The organism is Marinomonas sp. MED121, assembly GCF_000153025.1.
Lineage (GTDB): Bacteria > Pseudomonadota > Gammaproteobacteria > Pseudomonadales > Marinomonadaceae > Marinomonas.
Genome location: NZ_CH672429.1, coordinates 1144759 through 1163808 on the forward strand (window position 1 = coordinate 1144759; position 19050 = coordinate 1163808).

The window sequence follows — 19050 nt, forward strand, 5'->3', positions numbered from 1 at the left end:
GGTGGCTTAGTCAAATTCTAAGTGCTCTGGCAGTTGACTATTTATTTCATACCAACTGGCTTTTTGAGATGTCCAAATATGGTTAATTTCTTTACTAGAAATATCATCATCAAGTGAACCTAGCCGTAAAATAATATGCTGTGCACCGCCTCTTTTTGCATAAATCTGGGTGCCACAATTTGCACAAAAATGTCTGACTTTACCTGGGGAGGACTCAAACTGGCTTAATTCTCCCGCACCAGACAATCGAAAATTAGCTAATGGCACTGACGCAACACTAGAAAACGCAGCACCATGAGCCTTTCGACAAGTAACACAATGACAGTGAACGATATCGCCTACTTCGCCCGAAATTTCATAAGTAACATTGCCACAAAGACAGCTTCCTTTAATCACCGACTCTCTCCTATTAACACGCTTAAACACTTCATTCTGTTAAGTTTTTTTCCATAAACACACTGTATGGGTCTGCTTGATATCCACCAAAGGGCCCACATTCTTGATACCCTAAAGACTGATAAAGACCAATTGCTTCTGGCTGGCTAATGCCAGTTTCTAGCTTGGCACTTAGAATACCCTCTTGGATGAGGAGTTGATGTAAGTGCGACATAATCACTTTTGATAGGCCTTTTCCTCTTTGCTCTTCTGCGACAAAAACACGTTTAATTTCGCCGTATTTTTCATCTGTGGAAAGGCGTTTTACTGCACCGATACCAACTAAGCTGTCTTCTTGGAAGACACCAATTAAATCGATGTGATCAGCAAGCAAAGCAGATACAGACTCCATATGATTACTTTCATCTGGATAGAGAGCTTGCATGTATAGATCAGATTCATTTAAGAGGTGCTGAACATCTTCTCTTTCTTCCGTTATTTTTCGAATTTGCATAATTCTTAGCCTTAAATAGCAAGTTCATAATAAATATCAAACTCATCTTCATGGGTTTGAATGAAACCATTCTTTTGGTAAAACGCATTGGACAGGCTTCCTTTCAAAGCCCCTAGACGCAAGGCTAAGTCCTTTCCTTTCGCTAGCTCGATCACTCTAGTAAGGGCCTTTTTACCAAGCTGTTTATTTTGATGCTCAGGTTTAATATATAAATGATCCAACCAGATATGATCGCTACGCTCTCGCACAGCATAAAAGCCAAGCAGCTCACCCTCAAGGGTAAGCTTTATCGTATCTTGCGGGATAAAAGTCTCTAAGAACCGACTCCTCACTCTGTTTTCATCAAACCGCCCTAAAGCAACTAAACTAGGTTTCATCGCCATTGCTCTAATTTCAGCTAAGATTTGTGCATCTTGAGGCTCCACCACTTGATACTCTACTGCTTCCATTGCCTCTATGCCTCACCTTTAATCTACTGTTTCTAATGCTTGAATTCGCTCTTTTAACGCAACACCATAGGCCCTTGCTCTTTGGGCGACCTCTTCCTTTTTGTTCACCACATCTGGTATGTATAACATATTGCCACTGGCCATAGGCGATAACCAGTGCATACCACAAAAAGCGGCGGTTTGTTGCAAGGGCGTCAATAAGGTTTCAAGGCGAAAGTTGTTATGCCCACCCACTTGATACGAGGTAATCTCTCCTCCTAATGTTGTTGAGATGAGCAAACGCTTGCCTTTCAGCTTGTCTCCGCTACTGCCATAAGCAAAACCATACAAGAGCACCTGATCCATCCATTCTTTTAACAGGCCAGGCACACTGTACCAATGGATAGGGAATTGAAAAATAACCAAATCTGCCGCAATTAATGCTTGCTGCTCATTGGCAACATCAATTTTAAAATCAGGGTATAGCTGGTAAAGGTCACGTATTTCCAAACCTTCTATCGAATTTAGGCTTTCCACTATGGCTTGGTTAGCAATGGAACTTGTTGCTAGGTGTTTGTGGGCCACTAAAACAAGGGTTTTCATCTACTTTCTCCAATCTACTTTTTCAATCTAATGTCTTCAAAATATGACTATCAATTTCTCTTGCGAGAGCATGAGCTTGGGAGCAGAATAAACAAAAAATTTGGCCGACATAAGAAGGCACTTTTTAAGAACTCAGTACCTTTTTGTATACCTTTGGGAGTAAAAATGCCGCACACAGATTATGACTGTAACCTTGGTTGCCCAGTAGAAAGAGCGCTCGAAATCATTGGCGGAAAATGGAAAGGGGCGATTCTTTATCACCTACTAGATAGTAGCAATCAAGGTGGCTCCATCCGCTTTAACGAACTGCGCCGTATCATGCCCAACATTACCCAAAGAATGCTAACCAAGCAGTTAAGAGAGTTAGCAGAAACAAGCCTGATTTCACGCACGGTTTATCCTGAGGTCCCCCCTAGGGTGGAGTATGCCATGACTGACTATGGCAAAACGTTAGCACCTGTTATTGATTCCTTAAGGGCTTGGGGCATTTCTCATCTAGAGAGCAATAACATTCGTCAAGATTAGCATTAGAAGCGATTCATTTTTCTCTTTACAAGTATTCAAGTTTTTTCTAACATTCAAAACATACCATACTGTATGGTATGTAAATTTATTTATTAGCTTTGTATTTTTAACTTCATACTCTCAATATGAAACAAAGGAATGACCATGGCGTTGCTTTTTTCCAATATTCAAACTTTAGATGAGCCCAAACTAGATAATCTGGCAGCTAAAGCTAACGGCCACTATTTTCGTGATGCCCTTTCAATGCCATTAAACAAGCCTTCTTTGAGTCCAAGCCAAGTACAGCACGCTATTTTTGCTCACATGCCTAGCTGGGTATCCAGATTAATGAGAATACGTAATCGGATAGTCAAACTATTTGGTTTTGAGGTAGGCGCAGATAACTTAGCCCCTAGCAGTGACGAGCTTGCAATAGGTGATAAAGCAGGTTTCTTAACGGTTATTGAAAAGACTCAAGATGAGATCATCTCCTTTGCTGAAGACAAGCATATGATCTTCTATATCTCTGTGTTAAAACAAGCTGATCACGTCATCGTTTCGACCTTAGTGAATCAAAAAACATTGATAGGTAGGCTCTATGTAAATAGCATTTTGCCCTTCCATTACATCATCGCACGTACTGTGATGAATAACGCCCTTAAAGCTAAAAGACTATGAATACAAAAACAACTAAGAAAAACTTAAACAAAGCCCAATTAGATAAAAATAAAGATAGCAAAAACAGTCAGTTAGATTGGCTAGAATTTGCCTTAGAAACACTCGTTAAAAAGGGTCCTGATGCCTTAAAAATTATCCCCCTATGCGAATTAAAAGGCGTGACTAAAGGCTCTTTTTATCACCATTTTAAAAATAGAAACGTATTTATCGATACCTTAATGACACACTGGTATCAAAAAAGAACACTGGATTTTATCGAGCAAGCCAATACCCAAAGTTCTCCCATGGAAAAGCTAAATAAGTTAGACCAAGTGATCGCAAGTCAACAAAGTGAAGCCGAAATGCACATCCGAGCTTGGGCACTTAAAGAAGCCAATATTAGCGGACACTTAGAAAAAATAGACCAGCAAAGACAAGATTATTTAGCCCAATGTTATGCCGAACTTGGCCTTCCTAAAGAGGAAGCTGAAGATATCGCATTAATGGCCTATGCCAATTTTTTAGGCATGCAACAGATACATCCAAGACCCTCTATCGAAACCGTATTAAGGGTCACGGCAATGGCATCTCAAGCCTTTTTGCCAATGCCCAAGGATAACTGATTTTAAATTGAAACCTTAAGGATAGAAGACTATGAAATATTCAGGATATTACCTAATCGCAACAGGCATACTTCACAGTGCAATAGGCCTAGCTCTTGGCTGGAATACACTTTTAGAAATGCATCAAGATAATTGGTTAGCCAGCACCATGGCTGGCGATCAGATTTTATTTGATCGAGAGGCAATTTCTTGGTTTTTACTGTCAGGTATTTTCTGGATTTTATTTGGTTTGATGCTTCAAAAAGCCTTAGACGAAGGCTTTATACCGCCTATATCTTTAGCTTGGGGCTTTATCCTAATAGGTATTATTGTCGCCATCATAATGCCTGTATCTGGCGCATATCTCTTTATTATTCAAGGTATTGTTTTAATGCGAGGTTGCCTAAAAGCAAAAACATTAACACCTTTGAGAAAGCGAGTAGTTAAGCCTTATTAAAAATCTCAGCGAGCCAATCAACAAAAACACCTGTGCGCTGAGAAAGATGCTTTTTATGGGGATATAAAGCGGAGACAGGCATGCTTGGCACAGAGAATTGAGTGAGTATAGGCACCAATTCACCTGTTTCTAACTCATGCCTAATCCGGTATTTAGGGACTTGTATCAGGCCTAACCCAGCTTTGGCGCTCGCGGTATAAACCTCAGCGCCTGAGACGGCCACCAGAGAATTCAAATTTACTGAAACCAACTTATTTTTCACAAGAAAATCAAATTCTGAAGGTCTGGCTTTTACATCTAATGAATAGGCAATACCATTATGGCCCTGCAAAGCGTTTAAATCTTTGGGCGTGCCATATTGATCAAGATATTCAGGACTCGCCACTGTCACAATTTCCAGTTGAGTTAAAGGTTTCACAATTAAACTGGAATCCTGTAACTCACCCGCTCTTAATACACAGTCGATTCCCTCTTTTACAAGGTCAATAAGTCGATCATCCTCAGCAATATGAATTTTAATATCTGGATAACGCTTTAAGAAATCAGGAAGACGAGGAATGACAAAATGTTTAGCAAGTGTCCCTTGTAAATTGACCCTTAGCACACCTTTAGGAGAGTGTTTTAAGAAACTATTTTCAACCTCTTCCAATTCCCCAAGCAGTTTGATGCATTTTTCATAATACTGCTCTCCATCTAAAGTTAAGCGCACTTGGCGAGTGGTTCGCTCTAGCAGCCTGACCCCAAGACGGCTTTCTAAGCGCTTGATACCATTAGTCACTGTGGCACGTGGTACGGCTAAATCTTCTGCAGCCAATGTAAAACTATTACGCTCTGCCACTCGAGAGAAGATCAGCATTTCTTTAAATTTATCCATTTCTTTCCCTTTAGTTAATGAACATGAGTTGAGCGACAAAAATTAAGTTACCCCAGTTAAGTTAACGCCATTGAACTATCACAAATGAAAACAAATGCTTATATTGTTATTAAAAATGGAATTGTCTTATCAATTTATAACTAATTATTCACTTTAGCATAAAGGTCATACTCACCCTCATTCTAATCAGCTTAATCGAGGTAAAAGTATGTCTAATCCAAAAGTCGCCATCATAACAGGTGGATCACGGGGTATTGGGGCCAGTATTAGTAGAAGACTGGCGATTGAAGGTTTTAATATTGCAATTAATTATGTCTCAAACTCAGAGCAAGCCATCAATTTAGTCAAAGAGTTAACGTCACTTGGCCATAAAGCAATCGCAATTCAATGTGATATTGCAAGCTCAGATTCAGTCAAACACCTTTTTAACCAAGTAGAAGCTCGCCTGGGTAAGGTGGATATCCTGGTTAATAATGCGGGCTGTATGCAATTAGCCTCGATTGCAAATAGCAGTGATGAATTATTCGAAAAGCAAATCGAAACCAATTTAAAAGGTACTTTTAACACCTTAAGAGAAGCCTCCAAAAGGTTAAATCAGGGCGGGCGAATTATTAATATGTCTAGCAGTGTGTTGGGGTTAAAACTAGAAGAGTATGGTATTTATAGCGCAACAAAAGCAGCCGTTGAAGCGCTAACCAGTATTTTAGCCAAAGAGTTAAAAGGCACTGAGATTACCGTCAATGCGATCGCTCCTGGACCCACTGCCACTGAGCTTTTTTTGCATGGAAAGTCAGCACAGCAAATCCAGCATTTGTCACAGATGAACCCGATGCAGAGATTAGGCAGCCCTGATGACATAGGAAATATCGTCGCTTTTCTGTCCAGTCCTGATAGTCATTGGATTAATGGACAAGTTATCAGAGCCAATGGTGGCATGATTTAATCTAAAGGCGTTATAAGAAGAAATATACCTTGATAAATAAATCAGTAAACTCACGTTTAAACACTGATGGAATGAATTGGTTTTATATCTTATCTATGTTTTTTGGGATATTTCCTTCAGCTTTGACATGCTAAAATATGCGCGCTTTATTTCGAGCGCTCAAACATGATTTTTAGTGTTTTCTCGCTAAGCTTATAAGGGGCGTTAAATCCCCTACTTAGTACTTAGCCTAAGCAAGGCGACTTGTTCAAACCGAGGTGACATAAAAGCATCTCGTTTTATTAAAAAAATGGAAGGAAGGCAAAATGAAATTGATGAAATATTCAGGCTACTATCTCGTTTTGACAGGTATATTTCATTGCTTAATCGGTATCTATTATGGCTGGCAACCTTTAGTAAATATGCATAACGATCATTGGTTTTCGAGTATTTTTATCAATGACGAACCCATTTTTGACCGTTTAGCCATCGTTTGGTTTTTGATCTCAGGCGTGATGATAATCATGTTAGGCTTATTCTTACAAAAGGCACTTCAAGAAGGCTTTATTCCGCCACTTTCTTTAGCTTGGGGCTTGATAATAATAGGGATTATTTTAGTTTTCCTTTCGCCTTTTGAGACTGCCTATTTATTGCTTATCCAAGGTTTTATTCTCTTATTTGGTATTCCGGATCTTATCAATCAAAGAATCGAAAAGAAGCTGCAAGAGAGCCGCTAATCAACAAAATATGAGGCTGGGTTGGTATCAAACACTTGTTTAAATGCATAGGTAAAAGCAGACGGTGATTGATAACCAACCTCTAACGCGACCTGAGTCACAGACAAACCTTTTTCTAATAAGTTAATCGCTTCCAATAATCGCACTTTTTGTCGCCACTCCTTAAAGCCCATTCCCACTTCTTTAGTAAAAATTCGAGTAATGGTTCGACTTGATAAATTTAATGTCTGAGCCCACTCTTCTAGGCTAACCCCATTACTGGGAGTATGAATTATCTGTCTGACTAATTCAGCTAAACGCTTATCTGAAGGGATTAGAATCGAGAGCGCACTATCCGCCTGCAAACTCAGCTGATCAATCAATACTTGGGTGAGTCGCTTATCTTTATCATCCAGTTCTTTATCTTCATGAGTCATTTCACCCACAGCTAAAATCAGCTCACGGACCAATGGGGTAACGCTTAACACCTTACTGGTATTTCCAAGAGCGGTAACCGTATCAGGCCTAAAATAAACACTATGAAAATGCGCACCTACCGGCACTCTCACCCTATGATCACAATTAGGGGGTAACCAAATCGCTTTTTGTGGTGGCACAAACATGATCTGATTCTGGTACTCAACATTTAATACCCCACTTGAGGCATACATAAGCTGATACCAAATATGATGATGAAGCTGCCCTTTATATCCAGCAGGCATGTCGATCTGATGAGTTAGAACGAACTTATCACCTGCGTTTTCAATTTTTTCGTTTGACGTTAACTTCGCCATGATCTCTCACTTTGTGATTTAGTGGACTTTTTTTATCTACTCAATAGCTTTTAGTAACACTCATTTCAATATTGTCCGTTTATCGACATTGATCGTCATAACATAGAAGGTAAGACTAAAAAATAACGAATAGACTGTCTCATATCAATTTATTTAACAAGAGATTAAACAATGTTACTCAATAGAAATGCTTATTCTTGGCAAACCCCCAAGCATCTCCTCATGCTGGTATCCATTATTGTACCTATGGCATTTGCTAGTTGGCAGGCACTACTGAATAATTTTGTCATTGAAAAAGCACACTTTACCGGCGCTGAGATTGGCCTATTACAAAGTGTGCGTGAGATCCCAGGCTTTTTAGCCTTTACCGCCATCTTTGTACTCTTATTTTTAAGAGAACAAAAATTCATGTTGCTCTCACTCGTCATGCTTACTTTAGGTGTCGCGATTACGGGCTTTTTCCCTTCGGTGGCAGGGCTTTTATGCACGACCTTGTTGATGTCTATTGGCTTTCATTATTTTGAGACCTTAAAGCAGTCATTATCACTGCAATGGCTCACAAAAGAAGAAGCGCCAGAGGTATTAGGCAAGCTTATTTCCGTTGGTGCGCTCGCCTCACTCATTACCTATTCTGGGCTTTGGGTACTGTTAGAAATATTCCAGCTTGAGTTTAAATGGGTGTACCTGATTGCAGGAAGCTTATCTCTCGCGATAGTGCTCTTTATTTGGGCCGCTTTCCCTAACTTTGAAGCTAAGGTGCCACAAAATAAAAAATTAGTACTGCGCAAACGTTACTGGCTCTACTATGCCCTAACCTTTATGAGTGGCGCGAGACGTCAGATCTTTGTGGTGTTTGCAGGCTTCTTAATGGTCGAAAAGTTTGGTTATTCTGCCGCTGATATTACCTTACTCTTCTTGATTAACTACGCCTTTAACTGGTTATTCGCAAAAAAAATTGGCAAGTTGATCGGACACTTTGGCGAACGTAACGCCCTTATTTTTGAGTACCTTGGCTTGATACTGGTATTCGTAGGTTATGCTTTTGTAGATTCAGCTATCATGGCAGGTAGCTTATATGTGATAGATCACTTGTTCTTTGCTTTGGCGCTCGCCATTAAAACCTACTTTCAGAAAATAGCGGACCCAGCGGATATGGCCTCTACTGCTGGTGTGTCTTTCACTATCAGCCATATTGCCGCTGTAGTGATTCCAGTGACCTTTGGTTTAATCTGGTTGGTGTCCCCTGCCAGTGTATTTTTAGCAGGAGCTGCGATGGCGGCTGCCTCTTTGGTCTTAGCCTTTAACATTCCAGCCAAACCAGATGAAGGCAATGAAGTACGCCGATTTAAGTGGGCTTAATAAATACTTTAAAAAGTAACACTCAAACTAAGCGCCAATTAATTTGCTTAATTTTATAATTTATTCATAGCGTCTTGTTCGTCACAATTTTGGCTGACAAGACGCGTTTAAAGAACAAGAGTATTACAGATGTTCTTTAAACCAAGCCTTAATAAAATCAATAAAAACCCTCGTTTTAAGGGGTAAAACGCCTTGATAAGGATAAACAAGATAAATTGGGTCGGGTTCAAGTTTAAAGTCAGATAAAACTTCACATAAGCGCTTCTCGATCAGGTCTTGTTTTACTAAATAGCTAGGCAAGCGAACTAGCCCCTTGCCCTCAATGGCAGATTCACGAATCAATGGATAGTGATTAATCGATAGGTTCCAATTAATCTCGGTTAGTACCACTTCCCCTTCAATCAGTAATGGCCAACGATGAAACTTATCAACACTTGAATGCAGCACTCCAGTATGGTGACACAGATTTTCTGGGCAAATAGGTCTCTCATACTTAGCTAGATAAGTAGGGGCTGCATAAACCCCCATATCTAAACAACCAATTTTGATAGCAACAAGATCTTCATCCAGCTCAGAACTCATTCTGACAGCCATATCAAGGCTTTCAAATTTCAAATCTTTAACACTATTGTGTAGCTCTAAGGCTACCTTTACGTCAGGATACTTAAGCTGAAACTCAGCAATAACTTGTGTCATAAATACTTGGCCAAAAGAGACAGGTACAGACAAGCTAATCACACCTTGCATGTCCCCCTTTAGAACCTCTAATGCTCGCTCAGCTTCATCGATAGTCGCTAACAGTTGCTCACAGTAATCCACGTAAGCTAGGCCAGATGGCGTTAATTCAAGACGTCTTGTCGTTCGAAACATTAACTTAAGTCCAATGGCGTCTTCCAATCGAGACACCTGCAGACTCACATAAGTTTTAGATTTACCCAATACTTTCGATGCTTGGGTAAAACTCCCCGTTTTTGCGACGACTGCAAAGGTAGTCATTTCTTCAATCATGCTTCTCATTGTCATTTTTTAATAACAATCCTTTTAGTAAATTGGGACTAATCCGCTTATCACCAAGAGATTATCATTAAAAGTATAAACAATAGGAGAAATTAGATGCGTATTATTTTAGTTGGAGCCTCAGGTACAATTGGCACAGCGGTGAAAGCAGAACTTGATCATCGTCATGACGTAATTACTGCAGGGCGTAATTCTGGTGATTTATATCTGGATATAACGGACACAGATTCCATCCACACAGCATTTACTAAAGCAGGAAAATTTGATGCAGTTATAAGCTGCGCCGGACACACAAAATGGGCCCCTTTTACTCAAATGACAACTGCAGATTATGAAGTGGGTCTCAAAGATAAACTTATGGGGCAAGTAAACTTAGTACTCATAGGTCGTGAATATATTAATCAGGGCGGCTCTTTTACCCTGTCCACCGGAGTCACTGATCATGACCCTATCCCTATGGCGAGCTCAGCTTCTATGGTAGCAACAGCCCTTAATGGCTTTGTTATGGCAGCAGCAATTGAAATGCCCCGCGGCATTCGCCTTAATGCGGTAAGCCCGGGAGTAATAGAAGAAGCTATGGAAAAGTATGCGCCCTATTTTAGAGGCCATAACCCTGTTCCAGCCGCCAAGGCTGCTCTTGGTTACGCTAAGAGTGTAGAAGGTTTGCAGACAGGACAAACCTTTCGCATCTTATCTTAAGGCTAACTCATTTAAATCAATATATCAGCCATATTGCCGCTATACTGATTCCAGTGACCTTTGGTTTAATTTGGCTTGTTTCCCCTGCAAGTGTCTTTTTAGCAGGAGCTGCGATGGCGGCAGCCTCTTTGGTCTTAGCCTTTAACATTCCAGCCAAACCAGATGAGGGCAATGAAGTACGCCGATTTAAGTGGGCTTAAAATAGCAAAGATTAAAGCGCTTCTGTCACATAGCAGTAGCGCTTATTTTTTCTTATCCAAGCGCTGACTTTCATCCGTTTTTTTAATCACGGCTTTTTGAAGAATCAAAGTATTAGGATAAGTAATCAGATCGTCACCTCGTTTTATCAGCACATGAAACAAGGCAATCTCAACGATCACACCACGAATGTCATCGTCTTTATCCACTACCTGTATCTGATCACCCACCCGATAAGGAAAGCCAAAGAAGATAATCAAACTCGCGGTAATATTGCTCAAAATGGACCATTGGGCAAAAAGCGCGACGCCCAATACCGCAAATAAAGAGGATAAAAAGATAGAAATTTGAGAGTACTCGATCCCTAAGAAGGTCACGAGTAATATCAGATAAAAAACAATCAATGAAAGGCTAAGAGTCTTAGTAATATACTTAATTCGAAAGGGGCTTACCGAACGGCTGATGCCAATTTTCTCGATGGTTTTAGTGGTGATTCGAAGACTGATAAAGAGTGCTAATAAAATGGCTGATGCAATCAGGGTGTTCATTTAGATTAAGCCTTTTAAAGGAGCAAGTTGTGATATCAAGATACCGTCTAAAAAACTGACAAACAAGCCTTTCCCTAGCGAATCAATTAATTAAAACGCTTTCTCTTTAATCTTCAAACCCAGCCACTTCACCCACAGCAATAAAACTGCCCATGCCAAATAAAATCGAGCCGGAGACCTTATCCTGTATCACTTGTGCATTCTTATGCTTTAGCAACCAACTGGCCACCTTACTGGATGACACTGCCACTAAAATATCACAAGGCAAGGCTGTTAATGCTGCAATCATGCCTAAAACAAAAAGCTGTAGCGCAATCGGGCCTGACTCGGGCACCACAAATTGAGGCAAAAGGGCAATAAAGAACAAGGCGGTTTTTGGGTTAGTGACTTCAACAATAATACTTTGAATAAACACCTTTTTTAGAGGCATGCTTTTTGTCTTTTTAACCGATAAAGCCTCATCATCAGACTTGCCTTCAGAACCTGAACCTGAACCTGAACCTGAACCTGAACCTGAACAAGAATGAGCACGCCAGTAACTCACGCCCAAATAAATAAGATATAAAGCACCGCTTAACTTCACTATCATATACAGGGTCGGCGAATGGCTAAACAAAACTGACAAGCCCAAAACAGCCGCTGCCACATGGATTAAGCTACCAACACCAAGGCCCGCAGCTGCCACTAAGCCACCTTGCACTCCTTGAGCAATGGATCTTGCCATCACATATAAATTAGAAGGGCCTGGAGAGAGACTCATTAATATTGAAGTCAGGGTAAAAGCTAATAAAATTTCGATTGATGGCATTCATCATTCTCCGCAGCAAGGCATTGTCAGGTCATCATTTTCTGAACCTGATCTAATAAGAAAGAATGAAGGTTATCTGAGAAAATAAAATTAGTTAAATTAATATTATTAAATAGTCATTAATTATTTTACTAATTTCTCACTAAGAAGAGTCTAATAGATAGCTATGAAGAACTCACACCACCATAAACATCAATGGTAAAACCTCTTTCTTTCGCATAACGCTTTGGCGTTTGCCCTAGCTGCTTTTTGAGGTGTCGAATAAGATGTGGCTGATCACTAAAACCAAATTCAAAGGCGACCTCAACCCAATCTATGTCTTGAGCTTGTTTTTGATATAAATGCTCAAGTAAAACCTCAAGCTTATTAATTGCTTGGCATTGCTTTAAACTTAACCCTGTCACCCTGATAAAACTGCGTTCTAAGGTACGCTGTGAGCAATTTAAGCTCTTTCCTAATGCTGAGATATTCCTTGTTGCAAGCATGGTTAGCGCTCTACCTACAAGCAGGCTATGCCTATCCTCTTTCACTTGACTAAGCCAGGGCAGTAAAAGCTTATCTAATTGATCACAACAGAGCTGCGGCTCTTCACGCGCTAATGAGATGAGCTCCTGAACGAATAGATTTTCTTTCGTAAACAGCTTCTCTTTAATGAGTACCTGCAACTGAGTTGCTTTAGCTTGATTTAGTACCGCTTGGCTATCGAACTCATCATTCTCATTGAGGTTCAAACGATATAAAGCGCCTGGGCGGAATTTGATACCCAAATGAACAAATGCCTGCCTATGATCAAGTTGTAAAGTTTGCTGGTGAGGATATAACCAGTGGCTTCCAAAGCCAAATGAAGCACCTTTATGCCTGAATGCCAGAGGCTCTGTTACATCCGCCTCATGTAGATCAAGCCCATAAAAATAGGCCTGATCCGAAGGCGATAATATCAAGTGTGCGCTTGGGTCTGGATTGAGTTTTGGATACGGGTAACTTGCGGCATCTTTGGTTTTTTCGATAAACCAATAACACGCTATCAAGTTACTTAATACCTCTGATTGAGGGGCTTGAATCCAATTAATCATGTCTTTTCACACTCAACTTTTTATCCTGACTAATACTCCAAGCTGACATTATATTTTCCACCTAAAAAAGATTAAAACTCAAATTGAACAATACGGTGAGAGGCTGAAAGTCCCGCGTTGGATATGGCTTTTTGTGCCGCTAAATTACCAGCTTCTGTTGAACAAATGCAGGTTAATCCTTTGTCTAAAGCCATATTAGTTAAGCATTTAAGTACTTGAGTCGCGAGCCCTTTTCCTCGATGAGATTGGCCGACTATCATGCCTAAGTCAGCATACTGGGTTTGTATCTCATCAAATAAACGACACTCTCCTGTTGCAACCAGTTCACCATCAAGCCAGTAACCAAACAACTCATTACGGGCAATTAAATTCCCATAATAGTCGTTTAACCAAGCTTCTGGTGCGCCAATATTAGTCGCTGCAAAACTTACAAAACGGGGTAATTCAGACGTGTCAGCTAGCTGCATCTCTAACTCAGTTTCAAACACCTCTTTTACTTCTTGACGGTACATAAGGGCATTAACCTGATAACTAATCCCGTTATCTAAGCATAGGTTTAAATATTGTATTTCCGCTGTGCTGACAAAGGCCCCTTTTATTCCACCAATCACTGAGCTATTACCTTGGCTGATTAATTTGAATAAATCAGGACCATGAATTTTCGATTTTGGAGAAAGGTAAAATTGAATAAGGTATGACTCACTATTTACACAGCAAAAACCTTCTAACTCATCCTCAAAGTAAAAGCCAAAATGAGCACTCATAGGTGCAAAACCAAAGTGCCACATGCCGTCTAAAGGGCCATTCGCTTGCTCAAAAAAGCTTCGTTTTAAATTACTCAATTCAGGGTGAGTAAGGTCGTTTATAGGTTTGATTTTTAACATGCTGTTTTCCTATTATCTGAAAGAAATCTTGATAAGGAAATAATAAAAAAACAGCCTTTAGAATGATTGAATAAATACGACAATTAATTTATTTACTACTAGCCAAGCGCACCGCTAGACCAATAAAAATCACACCTAATACACCATTTATATGCTGTCCTAATGTTAACTTTTTGCCCAGAAAACGCCCTAGCTGGCTAAAAGCAAAAGAAAAAGCCAGATTAATAACAAAGACGAACAGGCTTAAAATAAGACCAAGCATCAGAATTTGTGTGGTGAGATCAGGGCCTTCATGGGTGAACTGAGGTAAGAATAAACTAAAAAACAAGAGCGCTTTTGGGTTTAATAAGTTATTGAGTAACCCCTTATTTATCAGGCTCAAACTCGATAATTTTATGGCTTTAGAGCTTCCTTCAGCACGAGCCTGAATGCCTTGGTTTTGCTCATAATGAGAGACGCTTTTATACCAAGCAATGAGCATCTTAATGCCGATATAAGTTAGATAAGCTGCCCCGACTAATTTCACCCCAAGAGCGATAATTGGCATGGCCATCATCAGCTCTCCCAAGCCAAAGGCAACCAAGCTCGTTTGCACAACACCAGCGAGTAACACACCAATAGACACCATGGTACCCGCCATAAACCCCTTACTTGATGAGTAGCTAGATAGCAGTAATAAGTCTGGTCCTGGGGAAATCGCTAAAAAGAAAATAGCGGTAAAAAAGAAAGGTAACACGCTGAGGTCTATCATAAGGCTCCCTGATATTGTTAAAGACTAACTCACACCAAGGGATTGCATTTAGCCATTAACGAAAAAAAGGAGCAAGTATTAAAGCCTACTCCTTAAAATCAGCGCCTCAAAATCAGCGCCTTACAAGGAAGGTTAGATATCAGCTTTGGTAAAATAATCTTCTATATAAGCCAATAAACGCTTGGCTCTCACATTCATCAAACGACCACTTGGCCAAACAGCATAGATAACCCTATCTAACCCTTGCCAATCGGCTAGCACTCTTACCATTTCCCCTGTGTTTAAATAGTCTTGAACCTCGGTAGTCGGTAACAGGGAGATACCTAGGCCATCACGGACAAATGAAGCCGCTATATTTACATCATTAACCAAGGTAGAAAGCGCCGGTGATAGACTCGTTTTTTCTTGTCCACCTGGCTTTTGGAGTGTCCAACTCATAATCGCTTGAGAAGCAATTAACTTATGATGGCTTAAATCAGCTAGGTTTTTAGGCTCACCAAACTTAGTAAGATAATCAGGTGAAGCAACTAACATAGTCGCAACTTCACCCAACCTTTTTTGATAAAAAGCAGAATCAGGCTGGGGGCCAACACGTATGGCTAAATCGGCTTTCTCCGCGAGCATGTCTTCAAGTTGGTTGCTCAAACTCAATTCTAATTGAATGTCTGGAAACGCTTGGATAAAGCCAGACCACATAGGTTGTAAAAAACCTGCTGATAGATTGATAGGCGCCATGACTTTTAGACTTCCACGCATATCATTTAGCTCGCCACTTAAACTCTGTTGAGTTTGTTCAAATTGATCTACCAAATGACTATAAGCTCGAAAGTATATTTCACCTTCAGAAGTAAGCTCAAAACGTCTCGCTGTACGATGAATTAAGCGGCATCTCACTGAGTTTTCAAGCCGTTGTAACCGCCTAGTGACAGTCGCAACAGGCATATCTAACTCCCTTGCAGCAGGCGCTAATCCTTGTTGCTGAACAATATGAATAAATAACACTATGTCGTCTAACATGATTCCATTTCCGGAATTTAAGATTGATTAATAAAGCATACACACCATAAGCGAAACAATACAAACTGATCCTATCTTAATTATCTAGACCTTGGAGCTTTTCATGACTGACTCTCACCTTTCAAATACATCTTTTCTATGGGTTAGCGCTGGACTAACTGTCCCTGAAGATAAAAACCCACAAACAGCCAGTGAGGAATTAGCGAAACTAAGATTAGCCACGATAGAGGAAGTAGGATGTTTTCAATTTGAGGTAAAGCCACATAATGACAACCCTCGTAAATTCACCCTATGGGAGAAATGGACTGATCAGGAAGCTCTCACTCAGCACTTTCAAGAGCCCCATACTTTGCATTATTTATCCCTAGAGCTGACCCAAGTGGATTACATCGAAAAGCTCGGAGATACCCTATGAAACAACGAATTATATTCGCCTTGCTCATGTCACTTTTGCTCTCTTCGCTTATGAGTTGTTGGGTGACTTGGATTAACCTAGGATTCAGCCATGAATTCTTATTAGATTGGCGACAAGCCTTTCTTGGCGCTTGGCCTGTCGCAGCTATCATCGCCTTTTTTATTGGGCCAGAGATCCACAAGCTATCAATAAAATTAGCCTGTAAATGGGAGGCACTAAAATGACCAATAAGGAAGTAACAAACAGAAAATCTTAAAAATGAAATTATTGAAAGTGACATGATGGAAAATGAGTAGTAGTTAAACCTATTAACTTTCCTGAACTTGGCCTTCCTGCTGGGCCCTATAGCCACGCAGTCATTCACGGCAACACACTTTATACCTCTGGTATGACAGCCTTTGGCACTCAAGCTCAAGAAGATTCAATATCAGAACAAACAAAAGAGGTCTTCAGACAAATTGAATTTATGGCAAAAGCTGTTGGCAGTAGCTTAAGCAAGCTGATTAAAGTGACAATTTTTGTGACTGATTTATCTGATATGCAAGCACTAAGGCAGACCCTTTCAGATATTTATCAAACCCACCTGCCTGCAAGTTCTCTAATCAAAATAGAGTCTTTATTTTCAGCAGATCTAAACGTTGAAGTAGAGGCCATTTTAGCGATTTAAGAGAAGAAGAGTCATGTAAGAATAGAAAGAGCCCAACGGATTACTCAGTTAGGCTCTTCATCTAAAACTAAAATAGTTAGATTAATTGAATTTGTTTTAAAGCGTGATCAACTAAAGACTTAGCCTGATCAATCGATACGGACTCTGCATAGCAGCGTAGCTCTGGCGCATTACCAGAGGGACGAAAGTGCACCACATCATCATTGGCGAATGTCATACGCAGTCCATCTGTCGTATCAAGAGCAGCAAGCTTGGCATCAGAAAAATTTAGGCTCTGTAAAAATACCTCTGGTGCTTCTTTCGCTTGGGCTAAAATCCCTTGGCTTTTTTGTGTGGCAAAGTTTTGAATTCGATCACTGTGAGTGACTCTTTGTGGCAGCGCATTCACCAAGCTTGCTATTCCCGTTTCTTTTGCTGCTGCAAGTAGCATAAGTGCAGGCAATACGGCATCACGGGTTGGTAGTGCTTTAATGGTTTTACCATTCACTATGGCATCAGAGCCTAATAAAAAACCACCATTTGCCTCAAAACCCGCAACAGAAGCATAGTCTTTCGCTAATGCTTCAAACTCTGCAATCACATAAGGCGAACCAACCTTAGTGCGGGTAATATGTTCAAACGCTTGGTTTTTTTCAATCGCAGTATTACAACTGATAGGTACGGCCAAGGCTTCAATATCCATGGCATCAGCACAGATTAGACCCAGTACATCACCACGCAACCAATTGCCTTTTTCATCCGAGACTAAAGGACGATCACCATCCCCATCGGTGGAGAAAATAAAATCTAAGTTAAATTCTTTCGACCAATTTTTCGCTTTTCGTTTATCCGCCTCAGAAACCGCTTCGGTATCAATAGGCACAAACTCATCGCTACGCTCCAGCGCAATGACCTCAGCACCTAAAGCTTTAAACATGTCAGTATATAAATCTCTACCAGCACTGGAATGCTCATAAATACCAACACGTTTGCCTGACAATAAAGAAGAATCAAACAAAGACGTATAACGCTCAATATAAACAGAAGCGGCTTTATGGTTAACCACCAGCTCAGGTAGATCGCTAATGGACTCGAACTCAGCCTCGACGGTTAAAATGCCTTTTTCATCTGCCTTACTAATTTCCCCATCAGGGCGATAAAACTTAATCCCATTACGGTCAAAAGGAATATGGCTACCGGTTACCATAATACAAGGGATGCCATCTTGCATTGAGATGTAAGCCAAAGCGGGAGTTGGCACCACACCATAATAAATGGCTTCTAGGCCTAGTTGCTCTAGCGCCTTCACACAGGCTTGTGCCATAGCAGGGCTGCTTGGTCGGTTATCAATCGCAATAGCGACCTTGTCAAAATGAAACACCCCTTGCATACAAGAAATAAAAGCATGGGTAAACGCCGCACAGGCATTAGCGCTAAACTGGGTCACTAAGCCTCGTGCACCACTTGTACCAAATTGAATACCAGACTGCTGTATTTCTGTTGTACTTAGTAACATTTTTAATTTAAGTCTTATTTAATAGATGGCTTCTAGGTATAGCTGGAATGATTTATTTGTAGGCCCCTAGCGTTTTTAACTTTGAGGGGCGACACTTTTACAAACTTTAGTTTAAAGGTACTATTTATTTTACCTAGACAAAAAGTAAATTGATAAGGGACCTTTCATATTGACTCTAATCTTATACCTTGTATTGTTTGATTATTATAAGTAACAGGCAGTTACTAGAACCCATTATTTTTTATGAAGTCTGATACATGAAGTACCTACTAATAAGCCTCGGCAGCAATATACAGCCACAAGATAATCTTCCCAACGCACGGTATCAAATAGCCAAACACTATAAAATACTATTCACGTCTCACATTTTAGAAAATCCCCCCTGTGGCGATAGCTTTAAATCTGATTTTCATAACCAATTATTGATCATCAGGAGTGACAAAGAACAAGCCGACATAAAAGCTGAATTTGAGCAAATAGAACTGCTGCTTGGACGAGAGCCTAAAGCCCCCGCTCGCAAGCTCAATGACAGAACCATAGATATTGATATTTTAGGGCAAGGAGATAGCCCCAAAGAGTGCTGTTTAATTCCATTAAAAGACAGTTTTAATCAAAGCATAATGCAAGATTGGAAACTCGAACTTTCAGACTAAGCCGGTCCGATAATCAAACG

The 19050-nt window shown here is 40.3% G+C and carries 26 protein-coding genes; 12 read left to right on the plus strand and 14 right to left on the minus strand.

What is annotated here, in order from left to right; genetic code table 11:
- Positions 1 to 6: 6 nt before the first annotated feature.
- From MED121_RS05245 to MED121_RS05260, 4 genes are read right to left on the minus strand one after another with little or no spacing between them, the layout of a single operon-like run.
- Entirely contained in the window at positions 7 to 396 is a 390-nt protein-coding gene (locus tag MED121_RS05245; RefSeq protein WP_009832588.1) for a GFA family protein, read from the minus strand.
- 31 nt (positions 397 to 427) lie between these two features.
- On the minus strand, positions 428 to 889 hold the full coding sequence (locus tag MED121_RS05250) for a GNAT family N-acetyltransferase (RefSeq protein WP_009832589.1): 462 nt from the start codon (positions 887 to 889) through the stop codon (positions 428 to 430).
- A gap of 11 nt (positions 890 to 900) precedes the next feature.
- Positions 901 to 1338, minus strand: a complete 438-nt coding sequence (locus MED121_RS05255) for a GNAT family N-acetyltransferase (RefSeq protein WP_009832590.1) — start codon at positions 1336 to 1338, stop codon at positions 901 to 903.
- A gap of 18 nt (positions 1339 to 1356) precedes the next feature.
- Entirely contained in the window at positions 1357 to 1920 is a 564-nt protein-coding gene (locus MED121_RS05260; protein WP_009832591.1) for an NAD(P)H-dependent oxidoreductase, read from the minus strand.
- 165 nt (positions 1921 to 2085) lie between these two features.
- On the opposite strand from MED121_RS05260, the gene MED121_RS05265 reads away from it, so the two are divergent.
- The 4 genes from MED121_RS05265 (at position 2086) to MED121_RS05280 (ending at position 4140) form a co-directional block, all read left to right on the plus strand.
- Positions 2086 to 2445 carry a helix-turn-helix domain-containing protein gene (locus MED121_RS05265; RefSeq protein ID WP_036178767.1) on the plus strand — a complete coding sequence of 120 codons (360 nt, stop codon included), beginning with the start codon at positions 2086 to 2088 and terminating at the stop codon, positions 2443 to 2445.
- Between the two features lie 144 nt (positions 2446 to 2589).
- A complete protein-coding gene (locus MED121_RS05270) occupies positions 2590 to 3102 on the plus strand; it encodes a DUF2867 domain-containing protein (protein WP_116371558.1) in 513 nt (170 codons plus the stop codon).
- The gene (locus MED121_RS05275) at positions 3099 to 3704 is read left to right on the plus strand and encodes a TetR/AcrR family transcriptional regulator (protein WP_009832594.1); all 606 of its coding nucleotides are present in this window, start codon (positions 3099 to 3101) and stop codon (positions 3702 to 3704) included. Before MED121_RS05270 ends, MED121_RS05275 begins: the two co-directional genes overlap by 4 nt.
- Before the next feature lie 31 nt (positions 3705 to 3735).
- Complete coding sequence (locus MED121_RS05280) at positions 3736 to 4140, plus strand: DUF6463 family protein (RefSeq protein WP_009832595.1); 405 nt, start codon at positions 3736 to 3738, stop codon at positions 4138 to 4140.
- Here MED121_RS05280 and MED121_RS05285 read toward each other — a convergent pair.
- On the minus strand, positions 4127 to 5014 hold the full coding sequence (locus MED121_RS05285) for a LysR family transcriptional regulator (RefSeq protein WP_009832596.1): 888 nt from the start codon (positions 5012 to 5014) through the stop codon (positions 4127 to 4129). The two genes, MED121_RS05280 and MED121_RS05285, sit on opposite strands and share 14 nt — an antisense overlap.
- Before the next feature lie 208 nt (positions 5015 to 5222).
- Here MED121_RS05285 and MED121_RS05290 point away from each other — a divergent pair, with 208 nt between their 5' ends.
- Complete coding sequence (locus MED121_RS05290; RefSeq protein ID WP_009832597.1) at positions 5223 to 5957, plus strand: SDR family oxidoreductase; 735 nt, start codon at positions 5223 to 5225, stop codon at positions 5955 to 5957.
- A gap of 305 nt (positions 5958 to 6262) precedes the next feature.
- Positions 6263 to 6673 carry a DUF6463 family protein gene (locus MED121_RS05295; protein ID WP_009832598.1) on the plus strand — a complete coding sequence of 137 codons (411 nt, stop codon included), beginning with the start codon at positions 6263 to 6265 and terminating at the stop codon, positions 6671 to 6673.
- On the opposite strand, the gene MED121_RS05300 is transcribed toward MED121_RS05295, so the two are convergent.
- Entirely contained in the window at positions 6670 to 7446 is a 777-nt protein-coding gene (locus MED121_RS05300; protein ID WP_009832599.1) for a helix-turn-helix transcriptional regulator, read from the minus strand. The genes MED121_RS05295 and MED121_RS05300 overlap by 4 nt on opposite strands.
- A 171-nt stretch (positions 7447 to 7617) precedes the next feature.
- On the opposite strand from MED121_RS05300, the gene MED121_RS05305 reads away from it, so the two are divergent.
- Positions 7618 to 8805: an MFS transporter gene (locus MED121_RS05305; protein WP_009832600.1), complete on the plus strand. Its 1188-nt coding sequence runs from the start codon at positions 7618 to 7620 to the stop codon at positions 8803 to 8805.
- 123 nt (positions 8806 to 8928) lie between these two features.
- On the opposite strand, the gene MED121_RS05310 is transcribed toward MED121_RS05305, so the two are convergent.
- Positions 8929 to 9828, minus strand: a complete 900-nt coding sequence (locus tag MED121_RS05310; protein ID WP_036178770.1) for a LysR family transcriptional regulator — start codon at positions 9826 to 9828, stop codon at positions 8929 to 8931.
- A 90-nt stretch (positions 9829 to 9918) separates the two neighbouring features.
- On the opposite strand from MED121_RS05310, the gene MED121_RS05315 reads away from it, so the two are divergent.
- On the plus strand, positions 9919 to 10521 hold the full coding sequence (locus MED121_RS05315; protein WP_009832602.1) for a short chain dehydrogenase: 603 nt from the start codon (positions 9919 to 9921) through the stop codon (positions 10519 to 10521).
- Positions 10522 to 10763: 242 nt separating this feature from the next.
- Here MED121_RS05315 and MED121_RS05320 read toward each other — a convergent pair whose 3' ends face one another.
- From MED121_RS05320 to MED121_RS05345, 6 genes are all read right to left on the minus strand, one after another.
- Complete coding sequence (locus tag MED121_RS05320) at positions 10764 to 11267, minus strand: mechanosensitive ion channel domain-containing protein (RefSeq protein ID WP_009832604.1); 504 nt, start codon at positions 11265 to 11267, stop codon at positions 10764 to 10766.
- A gap of 106 nt (positions 11268 to 11373) precedes the next feature.
- Positions 11374 to 12075, minus strand: a complete 702-nt coding sequence (locus MED121_RS05325) for a LysE family translocator (RefSeq protein ID WP_009832605.1) — start codon at positions 12073 to 12075, stop codon at positions 11374 to 11376.
- Positions 12076 to 12239: 164 nt separating this feature from the next.
- Entirely contained in the window at positions 12240 to 13148 is a 909-nt protein-coding gene (locus MED121_RS05330) for a helix-turn-helix domain-containing protein (RefSeq protein WP_009832606.1), read from the minus strand.
- 71 nt (positions 13149 to 13219) lie between these two features.
- Positions 13220 to 14032 carry a GNAT family N-acetyltransferase gene (locus MED121_RS05335; RefSeq protein WP_009832607.1) on the minus strand — a complete coding sequence of 271 codons (813 nt, stop codon included), beginning with the start codon at positions 14030 to 14032 and terminating at the stop codon, positions 13220 to 13222.
- An 88-nt stretch (positions 14033 to 14120) separates the two neighbouring features.
- Positions 14121 to 14783 (minus strand): LysE family translocator, encoded by a 663-nt coding sequence (locus tag MED121_RS05340; protein ID WP_009832608.1) that lies wholly within the window; start codon positions 14781 to 14783, stop codon positions 14121 to 14123.
- Positions 14784 to 14915: 132 nt separating this feature from the next.
- A complete protein-coding gene (locus MED121_RS05345; protein ID WP_009832609.1) occupies positions 14916 to 15800 on the minus strand; it encodes a LysR family transcriptional regulator in 885 nt (294 codons plus the stop codon).
- 103 nt (positions 15801 to 15903) lie between these two features.
- On the opposite strand from MED121_RS05345, the gene MED121_RS05350 reads away from it, so the two are divergent.
- The 3 genes from MED121_RS05350 (at position 15904) to MED121_RS05360 (ending at position 16882) form a co-directional block, all read left to right on the plus strand.
- Positions 15904 to 16215: an antibiotic biosynthesis monooxygenase gene (locus tag MED121_RS05350; protein WP_009832610.1), complete on the plus strand. Its 312-nt coding sequence runs from the start codon at positions 15904 to 15906 to the stop codon at positions 16213 to 16215.
- Positions 16212 to 16439, plus strand: a complete 228-nt coding sequence (locus MED121_RS05355; protein ID WP_009832611.1) for a DUF2798 domain-containing protein — start codon at positions 16212 to 16214, stop codon at positions 16437 to 16439. Before MED121_RS05350 ends, MED121_RS05355 begins: the two co-directional genes overlap by 4 nt.
- Before the next feature lie 83 nt (positions 16440 to 16522).
- On the plus strand, positions 16523 to 16882 hold the full coding sequence (locus MED121_RS05360) for a RidA family protein (RefSeq protein WP_036178774.1): 360 nt from the start codon (positions 16523 to 16525) through the stop codon (positions 16880 to 16882).
- 76 nt (positions 16883 to 16958) lie between these two features.
- Here the strand turns inward: MED121_RS05360 and MED121_RS05365 are convergent, their stop codons facing one another.
- A complete protein-coding gene (locus MED121_RS05365) occupies positions 16959 to 18377 on the minus strand; it encodes a phosphomannomutase (RefSeq protein WP_009832613.1) in 1419 nt (472 codons plus the stop codon).
- 257 nt (positions 18378 to 18634) lie between these two features.
- On the opposite strand from MED121_RS05365, the gene MED121_RS05370 reads away from it, so the two are divergent.
- Positions 18635 to 19030 carry a 2-amino-4-hydroxy-6-hydroxymethyldihydropteridine diphosphokinase gene (locus tag MED121_RS05370; RefSeq protein WP_009832614.1) on the plus strand — a complete coding sequence of 132 codons (396 nt, stop codon included), beginning with the start codon at positions 18635 to 18637 and terminating at the stop codon, positions 19028 to 19030.
- Positions 19031 to 19050: the final 20 nt, after the last annotated feature.

Excerpts from the sequence above, each read along its gene's own strand:
- MED121_RS05250 (WP_009832589.1), bottom strand. The coding sequence starts at position 889 with ATGCAAATTCGAAAAATAACGGAAGAAAGAGAAGATGTTCAGCACCTC.
- MED121_RS05255 (WP_009832590.1), bottom strand. The coding sequence starts at position 1,338 with ATGGAAGCAGTAGAGTATCAAGTGGTGGAGCCTCAAGATGCACAAATC.
- MED121_RS05260 (WP_009832591.1), bottom strand. The coding sequence starts at position 1,920 with ATGAAAACCCTTGTTTTAGTGGCCCACAAACACCTAGCAACAAGTTCC.
- MED121_RS05265 (WP_036178767.1), top strand. The coding sequence starts at position 2,086 with ATGCCGCACACAGATTATGACTGTAACCTTGGTTGCCCAGTAGAAAGA.
- MED121_RS05270 (WP_116371558.1), top strand. The coding sequence starts at position 2,590 with ATGGCGTTGCTTTTTTCCAATATTCAAACTTTAGATGAGCCCAAACTA.
- MED121_RS05275 (WP_009832594.1), top strand. The coding sequence starts at position 3,099 with ATGAATACAAAAACAACTAAGAAAAACTTAAACAAAGCCCAATTAGAT.
- MED121_RS05280 (WP_009832595.1), top strand. The coding sequence starts at position 3,736 with ATGAAATATTCAGGATATTACCTAATCGCAACAGGCATACTTCACAGT.
- MED121_RS05285 (WP_009832596.1), bottom strand. The coding sequence starts at position 5,014 with ATGGATAAATTTAAAGAAATGCTGATCTTCTCTCGAGTGGCAGAGCGT.
- MED121_RS05290 (WP_009832597.1), top strand. The coding sequence starts at position 5,223 with ATGTCTAATCCAAAAGTCGCCATCATAACAGGTGGATCACGGGGTATT.
- MED121_RS05295 (WP_009832598.1), top strand. The coding sequence starts at position 6,263 with ATGAAATTGATGAAATATTCAGGCTACTATCTCGTTTTGACAGGTATA.
- MED121_RS05300 (WP_009832599.1), bottom strand. The coding sequence starts at position 7,446 with ATGGCGAAGTTAACGTCAAACGAAAAAATTGAAAACGCAGGTGATAAG.
- MED121_RS05305 (WP_009832600.1), top strand. The coding sequence starts at position 7,618 with ATGTTACTCAATAGAAATGCTTATTCTTGGCAAACCCCCAAGCATCTC.
- MED121_RS05310 (WP_036178770.1), bottom strand. The coding sequence starts at position 9,828 with ATGACAATGAGAAGCATGATTGAAGAAATGACTACCTTTGCAGTCGTC.
- MED121_RS05315 (WP_009832602.1), top strand. The coding sequence starts at position 9,919 with ATGCGTATTATTTTAGTTGGAGCCTCAGGTACAATTGGCACAGCGGTG.
- MED121_RS05320 (WP_009832604.1), bottom strand. The coding sequence starts at position 11,267 with ATGAACACCCTGATTGCATCAGCCATTTTATTAGCACTCTTTATCAGT.
- MED121_RS05325 (WP_009832605.1), bottom strand. The coding sequence starts at position 12,075 with ATGCCATCAATCGAAATTTTATTAGCTTTTACCCTGACTTCAATATTA.
- MED121_RS05330 (WP_009832606.1), bottom strand. The coding sequence starts at position 13,148 with ATGATTAATTGGATTCAAGCCCCTCAATCAGAGGTATTAAGTAACTTG.
- MED121_RS05335 (WP_009832607.1), bottom strand. The coding sequence starts at position 14,032 with ATGTTAAAAATCAAACCTATAAACGACCTTACTCACCCTGAATTGAGT.
- MED121_RS05340 (WP_009832608.1), bottom strand. The coding sequence starts at position 14,783 with ATGATAGACCTCAGCGTGTTACCTTTCTTTTTTACCGCTATTTTCTTT.
- MED121_RS05345 (WP_009832609.1), bottom strand. The coding sequence starts at position 15,800 with ATGTTAGACGACATAGTGTTATTTATTCATATTGTTCAGCAACAAGGA.
- MED121_RS05350 (WP_009832610.1), top strand. The coding sequence starts at position 15,904 with ATGACTGACTCTCACCTTTCAAATACATCTTTTCTATGGGTTAGCGCT.
- MED121_RS05355 (WP_009832611.1), top strand. The coding sequence starts at position 16,212 with ATGAAACAACGAATTATATTCGCCTTGCTCATGTCACTTTTGCTCTCT.
- MED121_RS05365 (WP_009832613.1), bottom strand. The coding sequence starts at position 18,377 with ATGTTACTAAGTACAACAGAAATACAGCAGTCTGGTATTCAATTTGGT.
- MED121_RS05370 (WP_009832614.1), top strand. The coding sequence starts at position 18,635 with ATGAAGTACCTACTAATAAGCCTCGGCAGCAATATACAGCCACAAGAT.